The organism is Alkaliphilus hydrothermalis, assembly GCF_016908555.1.
GTDB lineage: Bacteria > Bacillota > Clostridia > Peptostreptococcales > Natronincolaceae > Alkaliphilus > Alkaliphilus hydrothermalis.
Genome location: NZ_JAFBEE010000004.1, coordinates 1 through 25,156 on the forward strand (window position 1 = coordinate 1; position 25,156 = coordinate 25,156).

The following is a 25,156-nucleotide window of genomic DNA, read 5'->3' on the forward strand; positions in this document are numbered from 1 at the left end:
CCCAAGACTCGCTATGAGTGATTTGCTAAATCTTTCTCAGCGGGGTTCCCACCCACTATATGGTGCGCCCTTTGCTTGGCGCACGAACCGTCCCTGTTGACTCTCTGTTGACTCTGAGTGCACGATTTTTTCAATCGGCTAAAATAGCTGACATCACACTTACTACTATCTAGTAATACCTATTAATTTTTCACTTTATTTTTTTATGTAAACATGCGACCTCTTCATCAAGCCATGCTCTAATATCCCAGCTTATATTAATTATTGAATCGTCTAATGCAAAGCTAAACCCGTGACAACCTTTTTGGCAAGGTTCTTTGAATAACTTCTTATTACATCCATAACCCCTAGAGATTTTTTCCTGTAAAACTAATGGAAATCTATCAATAACATCAGAGTATAAGTGAGTTTTTTGTGCCTTGATGAGAATTCGGTAACCCGAGTCTTGGGCTGCTGAAAACGTCCATATTTCCTTATTCTTATGTGAATAGATAAACCGAATACCAAGATAGAATACATCCACTCTACATGTTAACCCCGCTTCTAAATAACGTTGATGTAGATTCAACGCAAACTCTTGTACAACGTCAGGCAACGGAGCAACAAAATCTTTTAAGATAGAAATGACCTCTGTCTCCTTATCTTTCAAAACTCTATAATCACACCGCAGGAAAATATCGTGATTCCCCTTAGTATACAAATCTTTTTGGGCAATGGCCATAACCTTTACACCAATAAGCATAACAGGATTATCCGGATAAGAAATCTTAAGTGATGTGGTTTTTAATATCTCTGATATTGGTCCATCTAAGTCTAAACCATCAAAATAAATACCACAACTAGTCAGAAATTTTAAGGCTTCAATTAGTTTTGGACCAGAAATTTTGACTTTCATCTGCCTTCCTTCTGCACCTATAACCGAAGTAAGTATTTTTATGTCATCAATCAATATTGATTCACCGTTTTCCATAAGTTCTCCATGATATCCTATATTGAACAATATGCTTTTAACATTGTTGAGGAATGGATAACTTACAGGCAAACTTAGATGAGAAGCATTAGTTTGCTTGTTTTTGACAGGTTTGTCATATAAGCTACCATCATCAATTAAACGATCGCAGACTAAATAGAGAAGATCTCTGAAAGCAAGAACTCCCTTTCTTATATTTTCTTCTCCTGAAACATGTTCAAATATAGCATTAAGAGAATATGTTTCTGGTATGTTTGGAGGAATAATATTTTTTATATATCTCGCCATATCACTAATAGCATATTGCATTAAATCACTCCTAGAAATTAATAATTTAACTTCCTTGAATTAATTTTTGGGCCTCTTTCTTCTGCACGCCATAATCAATTAAATGATATTCATCAAACTTAATGTGCTAGATTCTCTTTACTGCATTTACTATCCAGTCAATTATATAATCAAACCGCTCCTTGGTTAATGCATGCCCACCATTATATTTTTTGTGTTCCAAATTCTCAGCGACTCCAAGTTCTTCAAACGCACTTTTTGATTGAAGTTCAATATATTCAGCATCCTTTGAATACTGATCATTTGTTGCAGAAACTATAAGAATAGATCTTGGTGCAATGCATTTTACTAAATCGGTAATATCATACTTCTCAATGAAACCAGGTATTACTTCTGCCATTTCAATACCTGTTCCAAATTCAATTTTATTTCTGTATGTACAAGCTGCACCGCTTGAGCATGCAAACTTAATTTCTTCATTGATAGCTGTTTGGAATAAAACAGTATTCCCACCATATGAATGCCCTAATACTCCAATATGATTTTTGTCTGCCTTCTGATGATTTTTAAGAATATTAAACCCAATATCGGCATCCTCTAACACTTTTTTCATTAATGAGCTACCTTTTAATATCCTATAGCACATTTCATTATAATGTTGTAAGAAATCCCCCTCCTCATCTGGAGTTATACCATTTTTATTCTTTCTTCTATCTTCGAAGCAGATAGAATCAGGTGCAAGTACAATGAAACCCTTCTTTACTAATTCGGCACCAAATGCTTGCAAAGGATCACCATAAAGTCCACAAACTTCGCTTTTGCCTAAATGTCTCTCCCCATTGTGTTGATGATGAATCAGCACTGCTGAAAATGGTCCATCGCCCTTTGGTATTAGTAAAAATGCTGGAATATTATCATTTTCGCTTCCAACATAATTGATTAAAAGACGTGTATATTCATTAAGTTCATCTTGATAAATAACATTATACTCTGGTGCATGGTTTTGCTTGTTTAGTTTAATGAATTCATTAATATTTAATCTTAATTGGTCATTCATCATTCAACATTTCCCCCTTTTTATCAAGCTAAAGTAACCTTTTAGTAAGACTTAGATTTAACTTCAGCTATCTGATAATTATTCAATTCCCTCATATGTTGGGACATGCCTAATCTATCTAAATTTACCCCTCTTTAAATACATATCCCCCCCCTTTCGAGTGACATACTTTGGAGTATTTAAAACTCTACTTGAAATTTTCTCAGCAGCAGGTAAGCCATGTATCCCAATCCAGATTGAACCTAACTCTAACCCAGTAGCTGCTAACAAAATATTTTCAATTGCAGCACTACAATCCTTATCCCATGCATCCACACCTTTACCTCGTGCAAATTTATTGTTATAGAGAGTAGTGACATATTTTATTGCTATATTCTGATCCTAATTCGTACTGTATCCGTGTTTCTGTATAGTTAATTTTATAATGTTACTCATTAATCTCGGTTAATTCACAAAAATCATTGTATTTTATCCTGTTTAACTTGAAAGTTAGTGCATCATATAGTTGACCTCTAACAGTTCTAAAATTATACTCTCTGTAGCATTCTTCAAAACCTAGTTTCTTAATTAAACCTATTACCCTTTCATTCCCTGACCAAGTTTGAGTATATACATCCCTAATTCCATTATCTGTTAAGTATTTAATGAATAGTTTCCATGAATATGTCGCATACCCTTTGCGACGTGAAGTTAAATCTGGAATTCCAATACCAATAGTACAATGTCCCGCTTCTTTTGTATACTTATAGTTATCATCAATATAGTAGGCGTTGCACCACCCAATGTGCTTGCGTCTTCCATCATTAATACATATTTGAAATCCCATGCGCACTCTATTTTCATTTTTATTTTTTGCAAGCCATTCTAGGCGTTCCTTACGATACTGGTCTGGATTAAATTTATCTATATTTTCCCAAGGAGCATCCCACATTTGCCATTCAGTTTCAGTAGTTTCCCAATGTATTCTATCATCTATATCAGCTTCAATAAAATCTCTTAGTATAATCTTACTATTCTTGATTTCCATTTAATTCTCCTTTTCTCTTGTACTTGCCTCAATTCAGCTAATTCTATTTTCATGCACTACATTTTTAAAAATTGATTTAAAAGAACCTAAATCATTTTCTTAGCATAACATTATTTATCTCTCTATCCCTTAACCCATTCACAACTTATACTTCGTTAAAATCCAGTATACTGTAGCGTACTTAAATCACCTAAACCCATTTATCTACTACTACATCTATAACTTCAAGAATATTCCTACTAACGTCTGACATTTGCTACGTCCCTGAACAGGCCCCCAAAGTCCCTCCCCCTTAGCAGAGCTTCGCTAAGGGGGAGGGATGAGGTGCCTGACCTTTCCTGTGGTAGGAGTTTTACATAAATAAATTAAATCAACTAAGCCGTAGCCACTTACTACAACTAAAGCGTCTCATCCAACTTCTGAATCTTTGAGTGGGATATTAAATATACATTGCCTAAAATGTCTATTTTGTCACTTTTTACACGTACAGCGCAATCTTTGTTTGATGCATAGACATTCATTTCTTCTAATAAGGGAGATAGTCCATCTTGAATCTGCGTAATATTATTTTCAAGATCATAATGAGACAGGACAGAAAAATTGTCAAGGCCGATACCTTCGTAAATAGAGTTTGTTTCAACTTTACAGCCAGTGTATTTGGAGAATAACCATTTAGCAGACATGTTTATCGCACCAGCGCTGGTTCCCATCACAACAGCTTTGCTTTTTTTAATCAAGTCCGATAATTCATATTCAATCAAAAGACCATTCTGTTCGACAGCATATCCGCCCAACAGAAAAATTACCGAAGCATTTTGAATTAATTTTTGGGCCTCTTTCTTCTGCACGCCATAATCAATTAAATGATATTCATCAAACATAATGTTGGCCTGATCAAGCCACGAGCGTTCAGTAGCACCAACTTCCTCATCTTCATGAAGAAATGGATTCGCGCTAATCATAACTAGCGATTTTCTATCAGTTATATCCTCTTGCAACAATCTGACCAATTTCTCATCAAAAACATCATTAAACCAACCTAAATAATAGTGAATTTTCATAAGTACCTCCTAGTAAGTTTATATAATATAAGCAAACTTGTATGTTTTGCTTCTTGATGCCATTACAATTACGTTGGTGATTCAATATTAGGGTATAAAGCCCAGCCCATTATCACCCACATCCATAGCTGCTGCTTTCATAGATTTCGATTGCACTTCCAGCGCCCTTGTACAGATGCAGATGCATTATTAGGTGAAGTTTTTGCCTCTCTTAAATTTCATTTAAACTTATCCAATATCTATTAAAATTTTGTTTTGATTTTTCATCATATCTGGGGTCTTCCAATTTACCATTATTTTTTATTATAATTCCAATAGAAGAGACATTAACTACATCTGTTGTAATTAATACTTTTTCTATACCTAACTTCTTTGCTTCAACAAGTATTTTTTTAAGTAATAAAGTTCCAATTCCTTTACCTCTTTCAGACTTTTTTAGATAATAAGATATATGTCCACCACGATTTAAAAGTTCTTTTGTAAGATCATGTCTTAGTTTACTTATTCCAATAACCTGGTCATTCTCATCAAGTAACCAATATGAACTCTCCGAAACATAGCCTGGTTTAAGATTTTTGATGTTTTCCATATTAATTAAACTATTTATATAACTTTCTACGCTAAAATTTAGGTCATCAACATGTGGACCCACTACCCCATTTTCCCCTTTATTAAAATCATAAAGAAACTCCATTAAACCATTGGGTAATTCTTTAGAAACTTTTTTTAATTTCATTCTATATTTCTCCTTCTAATTACAGTTTCACAGCATTTCTATCCTACTTTTTCAATATCACAAATATAATAAATACCTCTTTCATATGTTGAGGTAGATTTTTTCAGTTAAGTATCGTTATCTGGGACAACTTCCAATCATCTCATACCTTATTTCTAAGCTTTGTGCTTAAGATCTTTAGGTCTAGCTTTATGTTTCCGAGACTGATCATACTTTTGCCAATATACTCTTTTCTCATTATATTGAGCTCTGATTCCTTTTTCTTCATCAGGATACCCAATATAAACCATGCCAAATGGGATAACATACTTTGGAATATTTAAAACTCTACTTGAAATTTTCTCAGCAGCAGGTAAGCCATGTATCCCAATCCAGATTGAACCTAACTCTAACCCAGTAGCTGCTAACAAAATATTTTCAATTGCAGCACTACAATCCTTATCCCATGCATCCACACCTTTACCAAGTTTTGTATTCCCACAAACAACAATAGCTACAGGTGCATTATACCTAGCGAATTGCATTCCTTCTCTTAATTCAGTTAATACTTTATCATCTGTGATAATAATAAACTCCCATGGTTGTCTATTACACGCAGAAGGAGCAGCCATACCTGCTTTAATTAATAAGTCAATCTTTTCTTTCTCTACTTCTAAGTTCTTATATTTTCTAATACTCCGCCTTTTGTTAATGCAATCAAATATATCCATATTTGTACACCAATCCTTTTCGATTACTGTAAATCTTGTAGCAACCAATATAATCACACGTATATACTATACCGAACAGTTAATGTTCCTAGAATCTTGCGGCGGTCCACATGGTTTTCTTGGACTGTCGCAAATTTATGTTATCTGTCCCGTGTCGTCAAATCTACTATATCCACATCGCTTTTTTGTGGTTTAATGTTTCATTTTATATAGAATACAGAATAATTCAACAGGCTGAACATTATTCATCATCATAACTACATATTGAATTTTGTCGTGCTTATGCTTGAAAGGCGCAATGAATAAAATGTTTATTTCTTTTGCAAACATGACAATTCTTGATCAAACCATATTACAATGTCATCTTGTATATCTAAAACAGAATCATCTAATGTTATGGGAAGTCCACGGCAACCGCCATCACAATGACCGATTTCTCTTTTTCTACCACAGCCATATCCCTTTGCTATCAATTCCTGCAAAATTGGAGGAAAGGTTTTGATGGTGTCAGTGTATTCGTGCATCTTTGTCGATTTCACATTGATATGATATCCGTTGTTGAGGGAAGCGTTAATTCCCCATAAATCTTTCCGTTTATAACGGTACTTCATATAGATATGGAATCCTTTTATTTCCACCACACAGGTAAGACCTTTATCCAGATAGCGCTGATGCAGTTGCAGAATGAAATCCTGTACATCTGTAGATAAAGGCTTTATCGTATCCTGCACGATAGAAAATACATCGGTTTCATCCCTTTTCAATACCCTGTAATCACAGCGCAAAAAAACATCCTGGTTGACTAGGGTGCCATGGTCCATTTCGGCGATTGCCATCACCTTCAGGCCTGTCAGCATAGTGGGATTATCTGGATATGTAATTTTTATGGTTTTGATATCTGACAAGTTTTGCTTTTTTTTATTTATATCTATGCCGTCAATGCAAATTCCGCAATCAGCCAGAAACCTAAGGCACTCAAGGTTTTTGGTAACAGACAATTTTCCATTAAATACGGTGTTTCCGCAGGCGAGAGATTGTGCATTTTCAACTAACATACCATGATAACCTATGTTCATTAGTATGGTTCTTACATTGTGTAGGAACGGATAATACACTGAAAGAGTGGTGCGGTTTTCATATTTATGGGCAACTTTTTTACTATTATCATAGAAATCGCCTTTGGTGTATAAAACATCGTAAAGCCGAACCAAAAATGCTCTGAATGCCAGAACGCCCTCATGTATGCTCTCTTCAACTGCAAAATTTGAATATACAGGATTAATCTCATATGCTTCGTGTGTTTCGGGCAACAAAATCTCCTTCAAATAGCTTGCCACATCCTTAAGTGTTTTTCTCATGTGTTTCACCCCATTGTAATTTACTTTGCCTTATATCTCTAAAATCAACTTGCAAATTCCTGTTTACCTGATTATACATGAATAATTCATGTGCCAAGTGATAGAACTTATATGATATACCTAATTCGTTCTTAATTTGGGATTTTCTATTTCTTTTTTATTTATTTTTATGTTAATAGTCTACATTGTCTTTAGGGATAGTAGATAACGGTTCTATGTCTGCAACGTCCCTGAACTGGATACCTGAGATATACCCCTTGGTAGTGCTTGCACCCAGTGAATGGATGTAGTGCGCTGATTTTACCCTACATACGTGGCCCCAGCACACTTGTGCAAGCATTGTGTTATCTGGAGTAAATAGGTACCACTATATTTCTTGAAATAACAATTATTAATTTCCTAATTTCATTCTGATTATCTAAACCTGTTATCTAAAAAAAATTTTAAAGTTATTTTCTCTCTTTTATTTTTTGGAACATTTCTTCCCAATTCCATTGATGCATATCATCTGCTATAGTTGGATGAAAATTATAAGCTAATATATCGGCTTTCTCAATCCATTTAAAATCAATATGTTCATTTGATAGTTTTACTTCTTGATTGGCTGTAGAGCACAAAAAGTTAATCCCAACTGTTTGCTTATTTGATTCTCTAAAAAAAGTCCAAACAGAAAAAGGGTAAATCATCTCAATTCCTAATCCGGTTTCTTCTTTTACCTCTCTTCTTAATGTATCCTCTGGTTTTTCTCCGAACTCCACTCTTCCTCCTGGAAACTCCCAATAATGAAATTCTCCTCTTGATTTGTCTGAACGTTGTATTATTAAAAACTCACTACCACAAAATATTAATCCTTTAATGGCTACATAAAAACTATTTTCTTCTCTCATAAAATTCCTCCAAATTTTGAGAAATCTCAAACTTATTTACCTATTTATTTCAGATAAAGTGTCTGCAACGTGCCTGAACTGGACACCATAGGAATACCCTTCTGTGGTGCTTGCACCTAGTGAAGTTATGTGGTTCTCTGACTTTTCTCTTGAAGCGTGCTTCCAGTAACCTTTTGTAGACATATTGTTACATGCTGTCTTGATACCTCAAATCCTCTAAATACGCTAAATACTATCAAATCCTTTAATATCTCCTTTAAGATATGATTCAACTAAACATATTTATTAGTCTAACACAATATAAGAAATGTGTAACTTAATTTTGTGAATTATTTGCTAAATATAGTTCTCAATTTATTTGAGAATAAGATTTGAATTATTAAAGAAATAATTGTTATAAATACCAAAAGACCAAAAGAAGTGAATGGCTTAAAGTACCATTCCCATTTTTCAGTTTGATATTTTAAAGTAAATAAATACGATGAAATAAAACTTGAAATATTCCCCACAATAACTACAGTAGCATTCTTTGTTTTTATAGCAATAGAACAAAGACCTCCCAAACAAGCTATCATAAATCCATAAAATATCATTGTTCCAAAACTCGCATCACCATTCATTGCCAAATATGTATATGGAACACAATAAGCAAGAATCATTATTATTTTTATTCTCCATTCCTTCAATATGATCTCTCCCTAAAATAGCTAATAACTACTGCTTATTACGGCGAAGCTTCGCTCCCGGTGAAAGAATGTGGTGCGCTGACCGATCATAAACGTGTCCTCCAGCACCTCCCATATACACATTGATATATGGAGTGGGTAGTTTATAATATTTGACAGGCATTCATGTCTGTCTACCATACCATGTTTTCTTACAGTATTTTTTTAAAGATTCCTTTGTCGATTTCTCTCTATAAATTCATCTATCGTACCTTTAATTGTATAACTTAGGTTAGATGGTATCCGTTCTAAAGGAAAAAACCTTGCATCTCTACCTTCGCTTAAATCAACAGAAATCTTACCAGTATAATTATTACATAAGTAAGTTGCAGTAACATTGTAAACCTCATTTCCATCTGGGTATTTGTAATACTGTTTTTCTCCCGAATATACATTAAATAACTTTAAGTCTCCACATTCTAAACCTACTTCTTCAAATACTTCTCGTCTTGCTGTTTCTTCAAGACTTTCGCCCAACTCCATTGCCCCTCCAGGCAATCCCCACCAATCTCTATCCGTTCGATGATGCAATAATATTTCATTTTGCGAATTTATCAAAATAACGTTTGCTCCACACATAATAATCGGTCTTCTACCTACAACTTTTCGCAAATCTTCAATATAATCTCCCAATCCAATCCCTCCATTTTTGAAATCCTAACTAAATACTTTAATAATACTACTTTCTAGATCCCTCATCTTTCAACTATCCATTTCATGTAACGTTTCCGTGTTTACGACGTCCCTGAACCGGACCCTAAAGATAGACCGTCTTGGCGGATCTTCGTTCCCGGTTAAGGGATGTGGTGTGCTGATCTTTGCCTTAACACATGCCCACCCGCACCTCCTGTAAACACGCTGTTATGTGTGAGGTATGCACACACCGCAAACCTCGACTATCTCTAAGCATTTTTTTATCTTTCTTATATTTTAATATCTATATTGTTATTTTTCTGTAAAATGAGTCCAACAAACTGCTCCTTATCCTTTGGAGATATTAAGGTCATACCCGAAAATCCATACCTAATTTCAATCCTATTAATTGAAAGAGCAGCAGATGAAAGTGGATTTCGTGTTTTTTTAATGCTTTTAATATCTTTAATTGATATCTTTTCACTGAATGGACCGCATTTTATAATAAGTATTTCCTCTGAAATATAATAGCTTGTACCAAACCATATCCAACCAGCAAAAATTGCTGTTGCTAGCATTAGAATTTTAATTAACCAACCTTCACTCATAAGTGAATCAATAAATCCTCCACCAATTGGAATCCAAATTAAAAGACCAAGCCATAAATCTTTTTTTGAGTTAAACCGCATAAAAAATCCTCCCTATTCTCCATTATAAGAAATTATCAGCGTATAATTTGACAGCTATCAAAAAACTTCCGACTAACAATCACCGTTGGAAGCCTATTTCACCTAACGTTTAGCACTCAAGACGTTCCTGAGCCTAGCCAGACTTGGCTTGGTGAAGGAATGTGTTTTGGCTACTACAGAGGCTTGACCCTAATTTAGCCAAAGCAAACTTGAGTGCATTGTTAGACGGAGTTTAAGAGGCACTACTTCTTAAAAACAATTTTAAATATTTGATCTTGTTTTTCCCTTTTTATCACATTAAAACCAATTTTCTGGCCAAGTTTAACAAAATACTCAATATCTTGTTCGGTATCTTTTCTTGACACTCCATAACCAGTCTTTAATAGTTTGGCAGGTGTAATTATTTCAAGTTGAATAACAAAGATATCTTTACCGTCTCCATCATACTTGGGTATTATGGTATCCCATAAAACAAATTCTCCATCTTTTTTCAATACATTATAAATTTCATTAAAAACCTTTTCATGTTCCTTTTTGCTAATATACATTAATGTAAAAAAGGATGTAACCGCATCAAATGAGTTTTCTAGAAATGATAATTCTCTTGCATCCATAACTATCTTTAGTGGACCATCTGGAGCTTCTTCCAATTCATCCTTCCTTGGATCAATAGCAACTACATTTTTTCCATAGCATAAGCCAATTACTCCCTCTCCACCACCACCAATATCCAAAATTTTATCCCCATTTATTTCCCTTTCTATTGTTACTTTTTGATTCTCAATTATATACATTCTTTCATCTTGATTCAAAACAATTCCCCCTTGTATAAAATAACCATTTTAAAATTATCATTAATTAAATACTTTTTTACTGAATTGCGTCTAACGTCTGGCACTCAAGACGTTCCTGAACCGAACCCCAGAGAAATACCCCTTGGCGGTGCTTGCACCCCCAGTAAAGGGATGTTGTGCTCTGACATTCCAATAAAAACATACTACCAGTACCCTTGTGCAGACACATTGTTCTCCGATGCCACACGGCCCGTGGCTCAGAGGGCGACAGGACGTCGTCCCCTTAAACACTGAACTTGACCTGTACTTCACATTAAAGAACAATACGACTTAAGCCTAATAAGATACAACTCATTTTTCGTGACCTCTAACCATCAGAAACATTGTATCCACGAGAAATGTACCCTTCTAGTATTTGCTCCTTTGGCATAGATAGTCTATCATCAAATCTTTCATAATTAGGAACAATAGTAAGTTTAATATTATTGAACTTTATTGGCAACCCTGCACTACTATAAAAACTTTTGCCTGCCTGCAGTTGAAAATGTAAATGTGGCTCTGTTGAGTTTCCTGTATTTCCACATTTAGCAATTATCTGCCCTCGTATCACCTTTTCTCCTGCCTTTACGTTAATACTGTCTTTTTTTAAGTGTGCAAGTGTGCTATACTCTGCTTCATTGTGTTGAATTACAATATAATTCCCCGCGATATGTTTAGCTCTACTATAAAACCTACCGTTACCAAATACCAAACTATCTTCTGCATTATTTACAACTTCCACTATTACTCCATCTGCTGGTGCTAAGATAGACTTATTATAACAATAATACTCTTCTACAGATTTCGGATTATTTTCGTAGGACTTTCCATCTTTTAAGATAATAAAATCATAAGCATATCGCTGAGTTGGAATATTCCAAGAATGCGAGAATTCTTTAGTATAGCAACCATTTACAACTACCCACTTTCCTTCAAAAGGCAACGTATACTCAATTTCACTTTTGTAATTGAATACAGAGGGCACTTCATTTCCAAATTTTCTATTTACTTTATACTTACCAATGATTTGGAAAACTGAACATTTCCAAGCGGAGAAATTTAATGATATTTCTACAAATGCAAATAGTCCAAACAAGCAAAGTAGTTGGAAAATCATTAAATCACTAAAAAAAGTTGCAACTAAACTAACTATACCTATATATTTTGCCGTTTTAGAAAATTGATATAAATAGTACATACTATCCCCTTTCAATATTTATCAAATATAAAATAATCTTCACTTCGCATTTATCTATTAATGTGAATCAATATAGACCCCAATGCACCTGCTCACTATTCGCGATAGGACGTCGCGACCTTTTCATGTGGTTTCGGAGAACGTTCCTAGAATATTGCGACGGTCCACATGGTTTTTGTGGACTGTTGCAAATGCTATGTTATCTGATTGACCATAACTTTACTTAACTATCTCGCCTATTATATCGTTTTCATTTAAATCAACTGCAAGCCAAGTAGAAATATCATTATTTATTTTGTTAGCCCAAGCAACTGCGAAATGTACTTGACAAGTTTCATTAGGAATTAACTCATCTATTTCTATACTTAAACCACTATTCTCATATTGAATGAAAGAATACATATCTATATCAGAGTCAAATTTTATAGGCATTTTATCTTCCTTCTGTTTTCTAGACATTATTTTCTCTCCATCTTGTGTTCCTAAAGTAATAATGGTCTTTTCATTTTCCCAAGTTTGAGCATCTAACCCTTCTCCAGAATTTGCACTACCACTTGTCCATCTATAATTCCCAACCCATCGTGTACAAAACTTACACTTTAAGCTATTTTCTTTAACCTTTAATCTCCACATAGCACTATAACAATCATCAACCTTCATATGTGAAGGAAGATTTAACTTAGGTCTACAAATTAATAATTCTGCTTCAAAAACATCTGTATACCAACCTGTAATGTAACCTTTACCATTAATATTACAACATGTACTATAATTAATATCTGATATATTAAAATTAATGAATTCAATATCTAACAAAATTTCTCCCAATGGGGTAACAATTTTATTGATTAGTTTTTTTTCATTCATTGATGGACTTTTTACTTTAAAAAGCCTCATATTCTCACCTCAATATTTTGGTCTTTCAGATAACGTTTCTACAGTTTCCGATGTCCTACAACTTTTGTAGGATATTGGAAACTGTATGTTAGGCGATGATTATTACCCAAATTTTTCATTTATCTAAATCATCCATCATTTTCTCATAATATACAATAGTCATTTTCTCGTTTATCTTATTTTCTCTTCCAGTCTTTTTGTAACCAAGCTTTTCATATAAATAGCAATGTCCTTGTTCCTGTAAAATTGTGTCAAGTTCCCATTTTCTAGCCCATGGATATGTGTTTTCTATTATGTTAAATACTTTTTGTGCAATCCCTAGACCTTGGTATTTAGGTAAAATAAAAATGGGACTAACTCTACACATGTTTTCATTTTCCTTTCTAATTATTCTTATTGCCCCTAATACTTTATCTTCATCTTCAATCAAATAATAATCTGTAAAGGATTGATTAAATCGTCTATATATCTGATCAATCTCCTCCTTACCTGGATTTGTATCATAATCCTTATATTTTTCAAGTAATGAAGCAAAAGCCTTCCTTTGCATATGATGAATTGTCTCACAATCTTGTAAAGTTGCTTTACGAATTGAAATCTTCATTGTTGTTCCTCACTTCCTTTAAAAAAGCTTCTTGTACTATTTTGGGAGAAAATTTTCGCCTAACGTCCCGCACTCAAGACGTTCCTGAACAGGACCACAGAGCCTTTCTTCGTAGGTGGTGTTTGCCACCCGGTGAAGGAATGTGCTTTGACTCCCCAAAGTCTTGACCCTAGTTTAGTAAAGCTGACTTGAGTACATTGTTATCTTTAGTATGGCGACCCCTTGCTCAGAAGTTAACATGGAGGTCAACTCCTTAGAAAACCTTTCTATTACACTTTTTATAATTATTGTGTACATTTACTTAACTATACTATATTTTTCTTTTTATTTAATAACTTAGAAAAAAACAGACTTACTCCACAGTAAGTAGTTATCCATATTGTCAAATCGATTAAAAATCGTACGAAATTAAATTCTTCACTAAAAACATTATAGGAAAAATCAGTTATTAAACTAATTCCTTTTGCTATGATATAGGTAACTAAAAATTATATAAATTCTCTTTTTCTCAAAACTTTCACCTCCTAAGCTGGTTGTTACACACAATTCATCTGATGTGCAAGATAGATTGTGTTCAGTTCTATTTACAAACTATGCTAATATTTCTCAATCAATCTTTTTAATTTTTATAATCAAACAGCCATATTTCTCTTCCTTTTCTTTTGACCACCAGTTATCATATGTGTCCTGTACTGCCATTTTAATGCTTTCATAATGGTCTATTAAATCTTGTTCAAAGAAATCTTCATAGCAACTATACCAATTTTTATAAAGTAATAAACCCTCTATCTTTGTTAATATACTTTCATCCATATTCGGTAATCTAAAAAATTCAATTCTATCACCAATTTTTAATTGTTGTCTTTTTTCATCGTATAGTCTATATTCCCTTGTTTTAATTCCATTTTTTATACTTTCAAATTCATTAGAATTTAATGTCATACTGTGTATCATTCATAAAACACTCCTTTTAAAAAATTTAAAGCTAAATTTCAAGTTTTTTTGCAAATATAAGTAATATAAGGTCCCAAGAAAACCTCCCTAGTAGACCTGGGCAAGGATGCCCAGCATTACGCCATATTGAAGATAACGGTTCTATGTCTGCAACGTCCCTGAACTGGACACCATAGGAATACCGCTTGGCGGTGCTTGCACCCAGTGAAGGGATGTGGTGCGCTGACTTTCCCCTAAGGCGTGCCCTCCAGCACCCTTGTGCAGACATATTGTTATACGTAGCTTTAACTACTGTACTGTGATCTGATCAGTTTTAACCTTCACTATTCCTGTTTTGCTTTTTTAAAGATATTTCTAATGTCTCAAAATCAAGTTGCAATTCCACATGTTTATCCAAATTTAAAAATTTATCACATGTTAATTGTAATTTATTATTTGACCATCCTCTAAATGTAATCATATCCATATTAAATGGGCTTGCTAAAGGTGTTCTATCATCTAGTGAAGCTCCTAAAAGATAGATGTCATAATAATCTGCTAATAGAAAATCTCCTAATGGCGTTACCGTTAAATTCTGATATTGTGGCTGGCATTCGTAATCAATTATTTCAAAATTTATACAATTAATTTGAAATAGATAATCTGAAGTAAGAATTAATACTTGATTGTATTTTTTTGAAATAGCAATACCTCTCCCTAATCCTCTAAATTCCCCACACCACTCAGTAAAATCTTCATTTAAAAACTTAACCCAGGTCCAGTTCTGTGAGTTCCATGTACTTGTGATATCATATATCTTTTCCTTGTATTCACCTGAATATGGTTGATCTATAATTTCTGCTTTAATGATCATTTCAACCTCCAAAACTATATCAGCATATATGTTTAAATGTATGCAAAAAATTTTTAATCATAATCTAATGCTTTTTTCATTAAAACTAAGAAACTTTGAACAGTTACTCTTTTTCAATAAAGTTGCGTATAACGTCTCGTGTCTGCGACGTCCCTTAACTGGACACTAAAGGAATACCTCTTGGTGGTGCTTGCACCCAGTGAAGGGATGTGGTGCTCTGACCTATCCCTATAAACGTACTCCCAGCACCCTTGTGCAGACGTATTGTTATAGAGAGTAGTGACATCTTTTATGGCTATAATTCTGATCCTAATACATACTGTGTCCGTGTTGCTGTATAGTTAATTTCAGAAATAGTGTTACCCATTCATCTTGTTTAGTTCACAAAATGCATTGTACTTTATCTTATTTAACTTGAAAGTTAGTGCGTCATATATTTGACCTCTAACAGTTTTAAATTTATATTTTCTGTTGCATTCTTCAAAACCAAGTTTCTTAATTAAACCTAGTACCCTTTCATCCCCTGACCAAGTTTGAGTATATATATCCTTAATTCCATTATCTATTAAATATTGAATGAACAGTTTCCAAGAAAACGTTGCATATCCCTTGCGACGTGAAGATAAATCTGGTATTCCTATTCCTATAGTACAATGTCCCTCTTCTTTTGTATACTCACAGTTATCATCAATATAGTAGGTATTGCACCACCCAATGTGCTTTCGACTTTCATCATTAATGCATATTTGAAATCCCATACGCACTCTATTTTCGTCTTTCTTTTTTGCAAGCCATTCTAAGCATTCTTTACGATAGGAGTAGGGATCGAATGCATTTTCATCATTTTCCCAAGGAGCATCCCATAATTGCCATTCAGTTTCTATAGTTTCCCAATGTATTCTATCATCTATATCAGCTTCAATAAAATCTCTTAATATGATCTTGCTATTCTTGATTTCCATTAAAATTCTCCTTTTCTCTTGTACCTTCCTTCACTCAACTAATTCTACTTTCATGCACTACTTTTTTTAAATAGACTTAGAAGAACATCCCCGATATCACTATTTTCTATAACGGTTCTGTGTCTGCAACGTCCCTGAACTGGACACCAAAGGAATACCCCTTGGCGGTGCTTTGCACCCAGTGAAGGGATGTGGTACTCTGGCATTTCAATTAAAACATGCTACCATTACCCTTGTGAAGACACATTGTTACATGCTGTCTCATTACCTCAAATCCTCTATTTCCTCAAAACCTTATATAACACTTTTATCATTCACTTAAAATAAGATTCGACTAAACATTTTTCTTGGTATTACGCAATATAAGAATGATGTGCAACAAATTCATTAGCAATTATAGCACAATCAACAAGAGTAATTTTCATTATCTTGTCTTACTTACAACCCTAGTACAAGCAAATAAATCAGGTAGATGTCGATGGTCTTTCCTAAAAGCAACCATAAGAATATATACTACTGGCAAAAGGACAGCTAGCACATAAAACCCTAAAACAAAAAATGAATCAAAACCAGTATATATACCTTTTATAATACTTAAATGGGCAAATTGCCAAGGTAAAAACTTGAAAATATTTCTTATTATACTTCCTTTAATTGGATTATCCTTATAAACTATTTTCAGTCCCATCTTTTTCTTACCAAAAGATGCATAAGGTTTTCTTGATTCTTTAATAATAAAATATGTCGTTATTGGGAAAACCGTTGATATAAAGGATATCCATTGACTTTCTATTTCAGTGAATTGAGGTATCCCTTTCAAAAGAAAATTATAGATGCTTATCGTAATAATGAAAAGTATTATTAAATAAGCCAAAATACATAAATAATCTATAATTAAAGCTTTTATCCTTATTTTAAAATTAGCCCCATTCATTAACACACCTCACAAAAAATATTTTATTCTTCTTTTTGCAACAATAATTAGACTTTTTTACTCTTCCCTTTAATGCGCTTAATCTTACTAATATGCATCAATCTAGACATCAATGCACCTGCTCACAATTCGCGACAGGACGTCGCGACCTTTTCGTGTGTTTTCGGAGAACGTTCTTAGTATTTTGCGATGGTCCACACGCTTTTTGTGGACTGTTGTAAATGCTATGTTATAAGAAGTGACGACATCTTTTCGTCATAGTTCTTAACAGAATGCAAACAATGCATCCTACCTATATAATTAATTAGAAAAAATAATGCCATTCTCTTTTGTTCGATTTAGGAACCTCTCCTAAACCTATTCTATTCTTCATTTAACTCATATTTAATAAATGTATCATTGTATTTTGCATAGATTATTTTTCTATCCTTTTTATTCCAGTATATCTCGGTTTTAACTGGTAATGTATTTGATACAAAATATGTTTTCCCTTTTACCATAGGTTCTGTTTGAGAAACTTTCTCGTCTACTTTCCCCAATAGAACCCAATCTTCTGATAAACTCTCTTTTGTATTTCCAGTATCGCCATATACATGGCTTTCTTTAGAAATCATAGGTTTATAATCCCACTGTTGTCCTTTGTCATCTTTATTCTCTACTTGTTGAGTACACCCTACAATAACTATCGATAAAAGAATTGCGCTAATAACAACAACCATCAATAAATTTTGGTGTTTCTTCATATTGATTACCTCCTTTACTAACATAACCATTTAGAAATGATTTTTATGACAGTAGCTAATATAAATTATCCTTTTCTTAAAATAATCCTACTGTTACGTAGCATAGAAATACTTCTAGCAAGAGCTATTTTTCAAATTTACTCTTTATATTCTGTAACAAGTCAATCATCTTTGCCATTCCAAACATAACTAAGCTAATAGTAAAATATCTATATGAGTTAACAAGACCAACCAAGATAGAATTCTTTTCTATTTGTCCTAAAACGATTTGTACAATACCTATAATTATTGAAATAACTGCAAAACCAATAAGAACTATTTCTGTTTTTGATTTCATTCAAATATCCTCCATTCTTGAAAATAAGACTAATATTTACCTTATGCAATCATACTAGTTTATTGTCTGCTAATATTGCTTAACACGCAGTTTTTATCAAATTAAACTTCAAAGAATAGCCCCGATATCTTCATTTCTTATAACTAATGCATTACCGACACAGGTCGGGAACACGTCCTTATTAGAATGTTTTCTGACGCATGTCGGGAACATCCCCATTAGCTCTATCTAATCGACTAATAATCTTTGATATGCTTTTCTGGGTAACATGAGTATATATTTCAGTAGTTTTTGAACTTGAATGCCCTAACAACTCCTGTATATACCTTAAATCTGTTCCATACTCTAGCAAATGTGTTGCAAAAGAGTGCCTTAATGCATGAATACCTACATTCTTGTGGATTTTTGCTTTTTCACAAGCTTTTTTAAATACTCTCTGGACAGTCCTCTCCGTTATATGCCCTTTTTTACTTGGATCTTCAAATAAATACTCTTTAGGATTATATTCTTTGTAATATAATTTCAACTCATTTAAGATCGTATTTGATAAAATGCTATATCTGTCTTTTCTTCCTTTTCCTTGACTTACCCGTATTAACATTCTTTGGCTATCAATGTCCTGTACCTTCATGATCCTATCCTGATTTTTTGCTACTGTAAATTCCATTCTTATCAACTCACTAATATTTATTTTACAATTCATTATACATCCCTATTCTTATAGAAAAATCTCTATATGTAAAATTCCTTACTTATTTACAAATTCCTTCACCTTTTTTTCGATTTATTTCGACACATTTAAAACAGTGTCTATATACAATAATAGATTCGTTAATCTTATAGGTACAAAGGACTGCAAGCATTTTGTCCTTATCTAATTTTTCTAATCGGCTATTTAATAGCTCAAATGACTCTGGTAATGAATCTTCGACTATGACTAGCCCCTCCTGCTATTTTAATATACTCCAAGCCTTTTGTATATTTTGATTAATAACAGCAATACATTCTTCACGGGTGACTGCAAACTTTACATAGTTTTTATTTCTATTCTCCTGATTTACCCTTCATTAATAAGTGCCCTTTTGCAAGTCTGTCAACGAAACAACGCAAAAAAGCCGCACTATGTGCGGCTTTTTATTAATTATTCTATTGGTGGAGGCGAGGGGACACCCTATTCCATTGTTTCCAATGGTGCTGACTATATCTTGAAGTTAAGTCTTTCTCTCAACCCCTCTGGCGTGTTATGAAAGGTTTATTATCGTTTTTACCCTTCATCCTAGTACTCCATATCCTCGATTTAGGAGCCTATGAGTCGATACAGGGCTTCAGGATTTCTCCCTTTACCCCTCGGTATTGCCGTCGTCTTTACGTTACGGTTTCACCGATGTAAGCCAGATTTTCACTTGTAGATCACTCCACAAGGCGACTCTTTTATGAATCGAACCCCTGTCCGAAGGCCCTTCACCTTCAGCTTCTCCGAGCGCAGTTGCTATTTTAGATCTCGTCTCCTCTAGCGTCTAACAACAAACTTTAGATTCGACCAGCCCCGATTGTGCCACTTGAGGTCAAGGCAACCCTCAAGCCGTTCCCTGCATGAATGGCGTTTCTATCCTAACGGCAGGAGGTCAGGTAGAAACGAGCTGCAACTAGGCAGCTAATGCGTAATTATCGTTTGCGTTTATGTTTCGTGCTCAGTTTTTTACATGGTACCAAGCTAAACATGGCTCGCTACTCAAGGATCTAAACCCCCGTCGAAACCAGTACGCCCCCTTGTATATGGGCAGAACTGAATCCACCAAAGCTTAAATCTTATACTTTTTGTCTTGCTCTTAATTCCTTATCAATCCTTCTTTGGGATTCCTTCTTGGCAATATCTTGACGCTTATCATAAAGCTTCTTACCGATGGCTACCCCCAGCTCAAGTTTAATCAAGCCTTGCTTTAAATAGATGTTTAAAGGAATAAGTGTATAACCCTTTTGTTGAATATAACCAATCAGCTTCAAAATCTCCCTCTTGTGGAGTAAAAGCTTTCGAGGCCTTAAGGGATCAACATTGTGAATGTTGCCCTGTTCGTAGGGACTTATATGGGTATTATACAGGAAAACCTCACTATTTTCAACCCTAGCGTGACCTTCTCGTATGTTAACTTTTCCCTGTCGGATGGACTTTACCTCAGTCCCCTTCAGCTCTATCCCACACTCATAGGATTCTTCAATAAAGTAATCATGTCTAGCCTTCTTGTTGGTGGCTATTACTTTTCTTGCTTCCTTTACCATAACCTTCACCCTCTTGACTTTTATAATGAGTGACTCTTTCTACATTATCATATCACCACCAAAAAGTCAAATATTTTTTTCATTTCTCTTCTGTGCCATAATAAATTCCTTAATCTTTTCCAGCTGTCCATAGACCACAACCTTATCTCCCTGTCGAAAAGCCATATTGTTTTTTGGAAAATGAACTATATGGGAACCACGGTCAATGTTCAACACCTGAATATAGTTTTGCTTTAGGCCAGACTTCTCCAAGGTGACTCCAATCAGTTCATTATTCTCGTCAATGATAAACTCCCCAACACCATATTCATCATTTAGTTTTAACACTTCCTCCACTGTTTTATACCTTAAATTTTTTTTCATTTGCTTAATCAGTTGTTTTTCGATTAGTCCTTCAAGTCCCATGATGATATGCTTATTCCTCATTAAGAATAAGATCAAAAGCATTACCCCCAACATATATAAAGAAAAATGAACAAAGGTTTGATGGGTTCTAAGGGCACTTAAAATAACACTAATTAAAGTTGCAGTACTAACATAACTCACCAGCATAAGCACCTGTGCAATCTTCCTTCTAGTGGGATGCTGGGTGATTAATTCAGATTCTCTTGTGGTAAAACCCGTGTGGGTAATAATTGAAATCACTTGAAATCTAGCCTTTTGTATATCTAGACCTGTTACCTTTAAAGCCACTGACAAGACCTCCACCAGTAAAGCAATAAAGAACAAAATTAGCAAACCATAGGTAAACGGCATATCACTTCCCCCCTTTTCACAAAACACTTATGATATGACGTTGAATATTTCTAAACTCCCTCAATATATTATATATACCCAGCTAACTAAAAATTCAACATATATATAAATAGAGAGGAGGAAATCTCCTCTCCAATTTATTGAAAAATATGGGTTTTCAACCACCCCGCTACTTATTGACTGTTCAAAACCCGTTAGATTCGAGGAACAAGAGAAACCGGCGACCGTAGCGTATACAATAATACGTGAGAGTGCTGGTTTCTCGCAGTGACGCGGAAGATGATGGGTTTTCAACAGTCAGATTATGATTCGTCCTTTTCAAGCGTAAAATCAATCTCACCCTGCAACACATCCACCTTACTCACCTTAATCTTAACAACATCACCAATTCTATATACTTTACCCTTTCTTTCTCCAGTTAGGGAGTATTGTTCACTATCATAACGGTAATAGTCATCTTCTAGGGAGCTTACCCTTACTAATCCTTCAACTGTGTTTTCCAGTTCCACAAACATACCAATAGAGATGACACCGGAAATAACTCCCTCATAGACTTCACCGATTCGATCTGCCATATACTCAGCCTTCTTCATGTCCTTTGTTTCCCTTTCGGCTTCCTCGGCATTTCTTTCCCTTATGGAAGACTGCTCACCAATATAGCCTACCAATCCACTTACTTTCTCCAGCCATTTACTTTGAACACCTTCCTTTAAGAATGCCTTAATAATTCTATGGATGGCTAAATCAGGATATCTTCGGATCGGAGATGTAAAGTGGCTATAGTACTCAGCAGCCAATCCAAAATGTCCTAGGTTATCTCCAGTATATCTAGCTTTTCTTAAGGATCGAAGCATAAGGGTATTGATTACTGCTTCTTCTCTTTTTCCATCTATTTTCTTTAACAACTCCTGTAGCACCTTAGGGTGTACTTCATTTGTCAGTCCCTTGAGGTGATAGCCAAAGTTATGGATGAACTTGTTAAAATCCTCTAGCTTTTCAACACTTGGGTCTTCATGGACACGATAGACAAAAGGAACATTCAAGTGATAGAAATGTTCTGCTACAGTCTCATTACAAACCAACATAAATTCTTCGATAATGCGGTTGGCAATTCTTCTTTCATATTTTACAATATCAACTGGCTTACCCTTTTCGTCCAGGATTACCTTAGCCTCTGGGAAGTCAAAGTCGATGGCTCCTCTATCATCCCTTCGTTTTCTTAGGATTTTGCAAAGCTCCTCCATTATTTTAAAATCATTAACTAAATCCTTATATTTCTCCTTGAGTACCTCATCATCCTTTTCAAGAATGTCTGATACATCTGTGTAAATCATTCTTTCATTGGTCTTGATAACGCTCTCGAATACTTCGTGATCCACTACTTTACCCTTTTTATCTATCTCCATCATTACTGTTAGAGCCAAACGATTGATTTTAGGATTTAAACTACATACACCATTGGAAAGCTTCTTGGGTAGCATAGGGATTACTCGATCCACTAAATAGACGCTGGTACCCCTATTTAAAGCCTCTCTGTCTAGTTCTGTACCTTCCCTTACATAATGGGTCACATCGGCAATATGTACCCCTAGACGATAATTTCCGTTTGACAATGCCTCAATAGAAACTGCGTCATCCAAATCCTTGGCGTCGGCACCGTCGATTGTAACCATCTTTAAGTCTCTTAAATCCCTACGTCTTGCAATCTCATCTTCTTGTACCTCATCAGGAATAGAAGCAACCTCTTCTTCAACTTCTGGTGGGAATTCTGCCTCAAGGTTAAATTTCCTCATGACGGCTGCTATGTTAGTTGCGCTATCATCCTTGTGTCCGATAATTTCCTTAATGATGCCTTCTGGATTTCTTCTTTTTTCTGGGTAACGGGTGATCTCACAGACGACCTTGTAGCCATTCTTCACCTTTTTACTTTCACTCTTCGGAATATAAATATCTGCATTGATCCTAGCATCATCTGGAACAACAAACCCGAAGTTTCTGCTGTCCTCATAAGTACCAACTATTTCCTTATTTGCCCTTTCAAGGATTCTAATGATTTCCCCTTCAGCTTTTTTAGTCTTGTTATTGACATTATTGATTCGAGCGACAATCCTATCATTGTGCATTGCACCATTCATCAGGTTGGAAGGTATAAATACATCCTGAATATCAGGATCATCAGAGATAACAAAACCAAAGCCCTTTGAATTACCCTGTAGTCTACCCACCACAAGGCCCATTAGTTCTGGAAGACCATATCGCTTTTTACGGGTCTTTACAATAAGCCCCTCTCGTTCCATTTCCTCCAGTAACTTCGAAAAATGTCCCCTCTCATCTCTTGATAGATTCAATGCTTTGGCTAATTCTTCCTCCAGCATTGGATTATAGGCAGTTTCCTTCATAAATTGTACAATTCTTTCTTTAGATGACATGTAATCCCTCCTAATTTAAAGCCTTTATAAAAAAGAATTCTATATACCTTATATTTTAACCCTTTCTATAAATTATACTAATATAAGTTTCAAGTTCTTTCTTTTTCTTTAGTTTGCTTATTTTGACTAATAATTATTGCTATTTTTGTGGTCGATATTGCTATTATACCATTATTATGGTAAATTAATAAATGAACTTAATACGTTAAATAAGTTTTCGAAAGAGATTAAAAGGGAAGTTGGTGTAAATCCAACGCGGTCCCGCCACTGTAATGGGGAGTCCATCACAATAGCCACTGGAGTTAATTCTGGGAAGGTGTGATGGTACTATGAACCAGAGCCAGGATACCTGCTTATTTAAAATTCTTTAGATCTACGGTGTATGGATTAAAGAGATTAGATTTATGTTTTCTGTTTTGTCATGAGAGCATAAAATCATAATCCTACATTGTAAAACCTATGTAGGTTTTTTTATTGCATAGGAAAAAACAAATACGGAGGGATTAATTTGAAAAAGAAACGCATTTTGTACTCAAGCATCATCACTGTCTTTGTTCTACTGCTTTCACCAACCTATGTTTTCGCAATGCACGTTATGGAGGGATTTCTACCACCAGCTTGGGCTGCCCTATGGTTTGCCCTGTCAATTCCTGTATTAATCTACGGAATGAAATCCATCAAGAAGCAAACCACTAATAACCCCAATTTAAAAATGTTACTGGCCCTATGTGGAGCTTTTGCCTTTGTATTATCTTCTTTAAAGCTTCCATCCATTACAGGGAGTTGTTCTCACCCTACTGGAGTAGGATTAGGAGCAATACTATTTGGCCCTACTGCCACAAGTATTTTAGCCTTAATTGTTCTATTATTTCAAGCTTTATTGTTGGCCCACGGCGGTTTATCTACCCTAGGAGCAAACGTTTTTTCGATGGGGATAGCAGGTCCCATTGCATCCTTCTTAATCTACAAGGGGCTTAACAAAGCTGGAGCTTCAAAATCAGTTAGTATCTTTTCAGCTGCAGCCCTTGGAAGTCTTGTAACTTACATCGTGACTTCTATTCAGTTAGGTCTTGCTTTCCCTACAGAGGCAGGAGTACTGGCAGCCATCATGAAATTCGTTGGTATTTTTGCCTTTACCCAGCTTCCTTTAGCCATCAGTGAAGGTATTTTAACCGTTGTTCAACCTATTGGCAACATATAATAAAGAAGACTTACAGGAATTATCTTTTTCAGAGGAG

At 34.7% G+C, this 25,156-nt stretch carries 27 protein-coding genes, 1 other RNA gene and 1 riboswitch; of the genes, 1 reads left to right on the plus strand and 27 read right to left on the minus strand.

Features of this window, described 5'->3' with window-relative positions; genetic code table 11:
• Positions 1–190 precede the first annotated feature (190 nt).
• The 27 genes from JOC73_RS04130 to rnr form a co-directional block, all read right to left on the minus strand.
• A complete protein-coding gene (locus JOC73_RS04130; RefSeq protein WP_204400603.1) occupies positions 191–1,279 on the minus strand; it encodes a hypothetical protein in 1,089 nt (362 codons plus the stop codon).
• 106 nt (positions 1,280–1,385) lie between these two features.
• On the minus strand, positions 1,386–2,318 hold the full coding sequence (locus tag JOC73_RS04135; protein WP_204400604.1) for an alpha/beta hydrolase family protein: 933 nt from the start codon (positions 2,316–2,318) through the stop codon (positions 1,386–1,388).
• 111 nt (positions 2,319–2,429) lie between these two features.
• Positions 2,430–2,630 (minus strand): nitroreductase family protein, encoded by a 201-nt coding sequence (locus tag JOC73_RS04140; RefSeq protein ID WP_204400605.1) that lies wholly within the window; start codon positions 2,628–2,630, stop codon positions 2,430–2,432.
• Positions 2,631–2,742: 112 nt separating this feature from the next.
• A complete protein-coding gene (locus JOC73_RS04145; RefSeq protein ID WP_204400606.1) occupies positions 2,743–3,342 on the minus strand; it encodes a GNAT family N-acetyltransferase in 600 nt (199 codons plus the stop codon).
• A gap of 398 nt (positions 3,343–3,740) precedes the next feature.
• Positions 3,741–4,403: a Type 1 glutamine amidotransferase-like domain-containing protein gene (locus JOC73_RS04150; RefSeq protein WP_204400607.1), complete on the minus strand. Its 663-nt coding sequence runs from the start codon at positions 4,401–4,403 to the stop codon at positions 3,741–3,743.
• Between the two features lie 211 nt (positions 4,404–4,614).
• The gene (locus tag JOC73_RS04155; RefSeq protein WP_204400608.1) at positions 4,615–5,139 is read right to left on the minus strand and encodes a GNAT family N-acetyltransferase; all 525 of its coding nucleotides are present in this window, start codon (positions 5,137–5,139) and stop codon (positions 4,615–4,617) included.
• Positions 5,140–5,294: 155 nt separating this feature from the next.
• Positions 5,295–5,906, minus strand: a complete 612-nt coding sequence (locus tag JOC73_RS04160) for a nitroreductase family protein (protein ID WP_330613105.1) — start codon at positions 5,904–5,906, stop codon at positions 5,295–5,297.
• Positions 5,907–6,160: 254 nt separating this feature from the next.
• Entirely contained in the window at positions 6,161–7,207 is a 1,047-nt protein-coding gene (locus tag JOC73_RS04165) for a hypothetical protein (protein WP_204400609.1), read from the minus strand.
• Between the two features lie 449 nt (positions 7,208–7,656).
• Positions 7,657–8,094 carry an NUDIX hydrolase gene (locus tag JOC73_RS04170; RefSeq protein ID WP_204400610.1) on the minus strand — a complete coding sequence of 146 codons (438 nt, stop codon included), beginning with the start codon at positions 8,092–8,094 and terminating at the stop codon, positions 7,657–7,659.
• 329 nt (positions 8,095–8,423) lie between these two features.
• On the minus strand, positions 8,424–8,780 hold the full coding sequence (locus JOC73_RS04175) for a hypothetical protein (RefSeq protein ID WP_204400611.1): 357 nt from the start codon (positions 8,778–8,780) through the stop codon (positions 8,424–8,426).
• Positions 8,781–8,984: 204 nt separating this feature from the next.
• Entirely contained in the window at positions 8,985–9,452 is a 468-nt protein-coding gene (locus JOC73_RS04180) for an NUDIX hydrolase (RefSeq protein WP_204400612.1), read from the minus strand.
• A gap of 290 nt (positions 9,453–9,742) precedes the next feature.
• The gene (locus tag JOC73_RS04185) at positions 9,743–10,141 is read right to left on the minus strand and encodes a PH domain-containing protein (RefSeq protein ID WP_204400613.1); all 399 of its coding nucleotides are present in this window, start codon (positions 10,139–10,141) and stop codon (positions 9,743–9,745) included.
• Positions 10,142–10,383: 242 nt separating this feature from the next.
• The gene (locus JOC73_RS04190) at positions 10,384–10,953 is read right to left on the minus strand and encodes a class I SAM-dependent methyltransferase (protein ID WP_204400614.1); all 570 of its coding nucleotides are present in this window, start codon (positions 10,951–10,953) and stop codon (positions 10,384–10,386) included.
• A gap of 349 nt (positions 10,954–11,302) precedes the next feature.
• Entirely contained in the window at positions 11,303–12,172 is an 870-nt protein-coding gene (locus tag JOC73_RS04195) for a M23 family metallopeptidase (RefSeq protein WP_204400615.1), read from the minus strand.
• 219 nt (positions 12,173–12,391) lie between these two features.
• Positions 12,392–13,039: a hypothetical protein gene (locus tag JOC73_RS04200; protein WP_204400616.1), complete on the minus strand. Its 648-nt coding sequence runs from the start codon at positions 13,037–13,039 to the stop codon at positions 12,392–12,394.
• A 145-nt stretch (positions 13,040–13,184) separates the two neighbouring features.
• On the minus strand, positions 13,185–13,673 hold the full coding sequence (locus JOC73_RS04205; protein WP_204400617.1) for a GNAT family N-acetyltransferase: 489 nt from the start codon (positions 13,671–13,673) through the stop codon (positions 13,185–13,187).
• A gap of 606 nt (positions 13,674–14,279) precedes the next feature.
• Positions 14,280–14,627, minus strand: a complete 348-nt coding sequence (locus JOC73_RS04210; RefSeq protein WP_204400618.1) for an ASCH domain-containing protein — start codon at positions 14,625–14,627, stop codon at positions 14,280–14,282.
• Between the two features lie 313 nt (positions 14,628–14,940).
• Positions 14,941–15,480 carry a hypothetical protein gene (locus JOC73_RS04215; RefSeq protein ID WP_204400619.1) on the minus strand — a complete coding sequence of 180 codons (540 nt, stop codon included), beginning with the start codon at positions 15,478–15,480 and terminating at the stop codon, positions 14,941–14,943.
• Between the two features lie 359 nt (positions 15,481–15,839).
• Positions 15,840–16,442 carry a GNAT family N-acetyltransferase gene (locus JOC73_RS04220; protein ID WP_204400620.1) on the minus strand — a complete coding sequence of 201 codons (603 nt, stop codon included), beginning with the start codon at positions 16,440–16,442 and terminating at the stop codon, positions 15,840–15,842.
• 424 nt (positions 16,443–16,866) lie between these two features.
• Positions 16,867–17,376, minus strand: coding sequence for an RDD family protein (locus tag JOC73_RS04225; RefSeq protein WP_204400621.1), 510 nt, complete (start codon positions 17,374–17,376; stop codon positions 16,867–16,869).
• A 362-nt stretch (positions 17,377–17,738) separates the two neighbouring features.
• The gene (locus JOC73_RS04230; protein ID WP_204400622.1) at positions 17,739–18,119 is read right to left on the minus strand and encodes a hypothetical protein; all 381 of its coding nucleotides are present in this window, start codon (positions 18,117–18,119) and stop codon (positions 17,739–17,741) included.
• Between the two features lie 124 nt (positions 18,120–18,243).
• Positions 18,244–18,456: a hypothetical protein gene (locus tag JOC73_RS04235; RefSeq protein WP_204400623.1), complete on the minus strand. Its 213-nt coding sequence runs from the start codon at positions 18,454–18,456 to the stop codon at positions 18,244–18,246.
• A 181-nt stretch (positions 18,457–18,637) separates the two neighbouring features.
• A complete protein-coding gene (locus JOC73_RS04240; RefSeq protein ID WP_243427854.1) occupies positions 18,638–19,123 on the minus strand; it encodes a tyrosine-type recombinase/integrase in 486 nt (161 codons plus the stop codon).
• Between the two features lie 767 nt (positions 19,124–19,890).
• Positions 19,891–20,218, minus strand: a transfer-messenger RNA (tmRNA) gene (gene ssrA / locus JOC73_RS04245).
• A 47-nt stretch (positions 20,219–20,265) separates the two neighbouring features.
• Positions 20,266–20,733 (minus strand): SsrA-binding protein SmpB, encoded by a 468-nt coding sequence (smpB, locus tag JOC73_RS04250; protein WP_204400789.1) that lies wholly within the window; start codon positions 20,731–20,733, stop codon positions 20,266–20,268.
• Between the two features lie 66 nt (positions 20,734–20,799).
• Positions 20,800–21,489, minus strand: coding sequence for a cation:proton antiporter regulatory subunit (locus JOC73_RS04255; RefSeq protein WP_204400625.1), 690 nt, complete (start codon positions 21,487–21,489; stop codon positions 20,800–20,802).
• 302 nt (positions 21,490–21,791) lie between these two features.
• A complete protein-coding gene (gene rnr, locus JOC73_RS04260) occupies positions 21,792–23,918 on the minus strand; it encodes a ribonuclease R (protein WP_204400626.1) in 2,127 nt (708 codons plus the stop codon).
• 194 nt (positions 23,919–24,112) lie between these two features.
• Positions 24,113–24,289: riboswitch (cobalamin riboswitch) on the plus strand.
• Between the two features lie 137 nt (positions 24,290–24,426).
• Here rnr and JOC73_RS04265 point away from each other — a divergent pair.
• Positions 24,427–25,119 (plus strand): energy-coupling factor ABC transporter permease, encoded by a 693-nt coding sequence (locus JOC73_RS04265; RefSeq protein ID WP_330613107.1) that lies wholly within the window; start codon positions 24,427–24,429, stop codon positions 25,117–25,119.
• Positions 25,120–25,156: the final 37 nt, after the last annotated feature.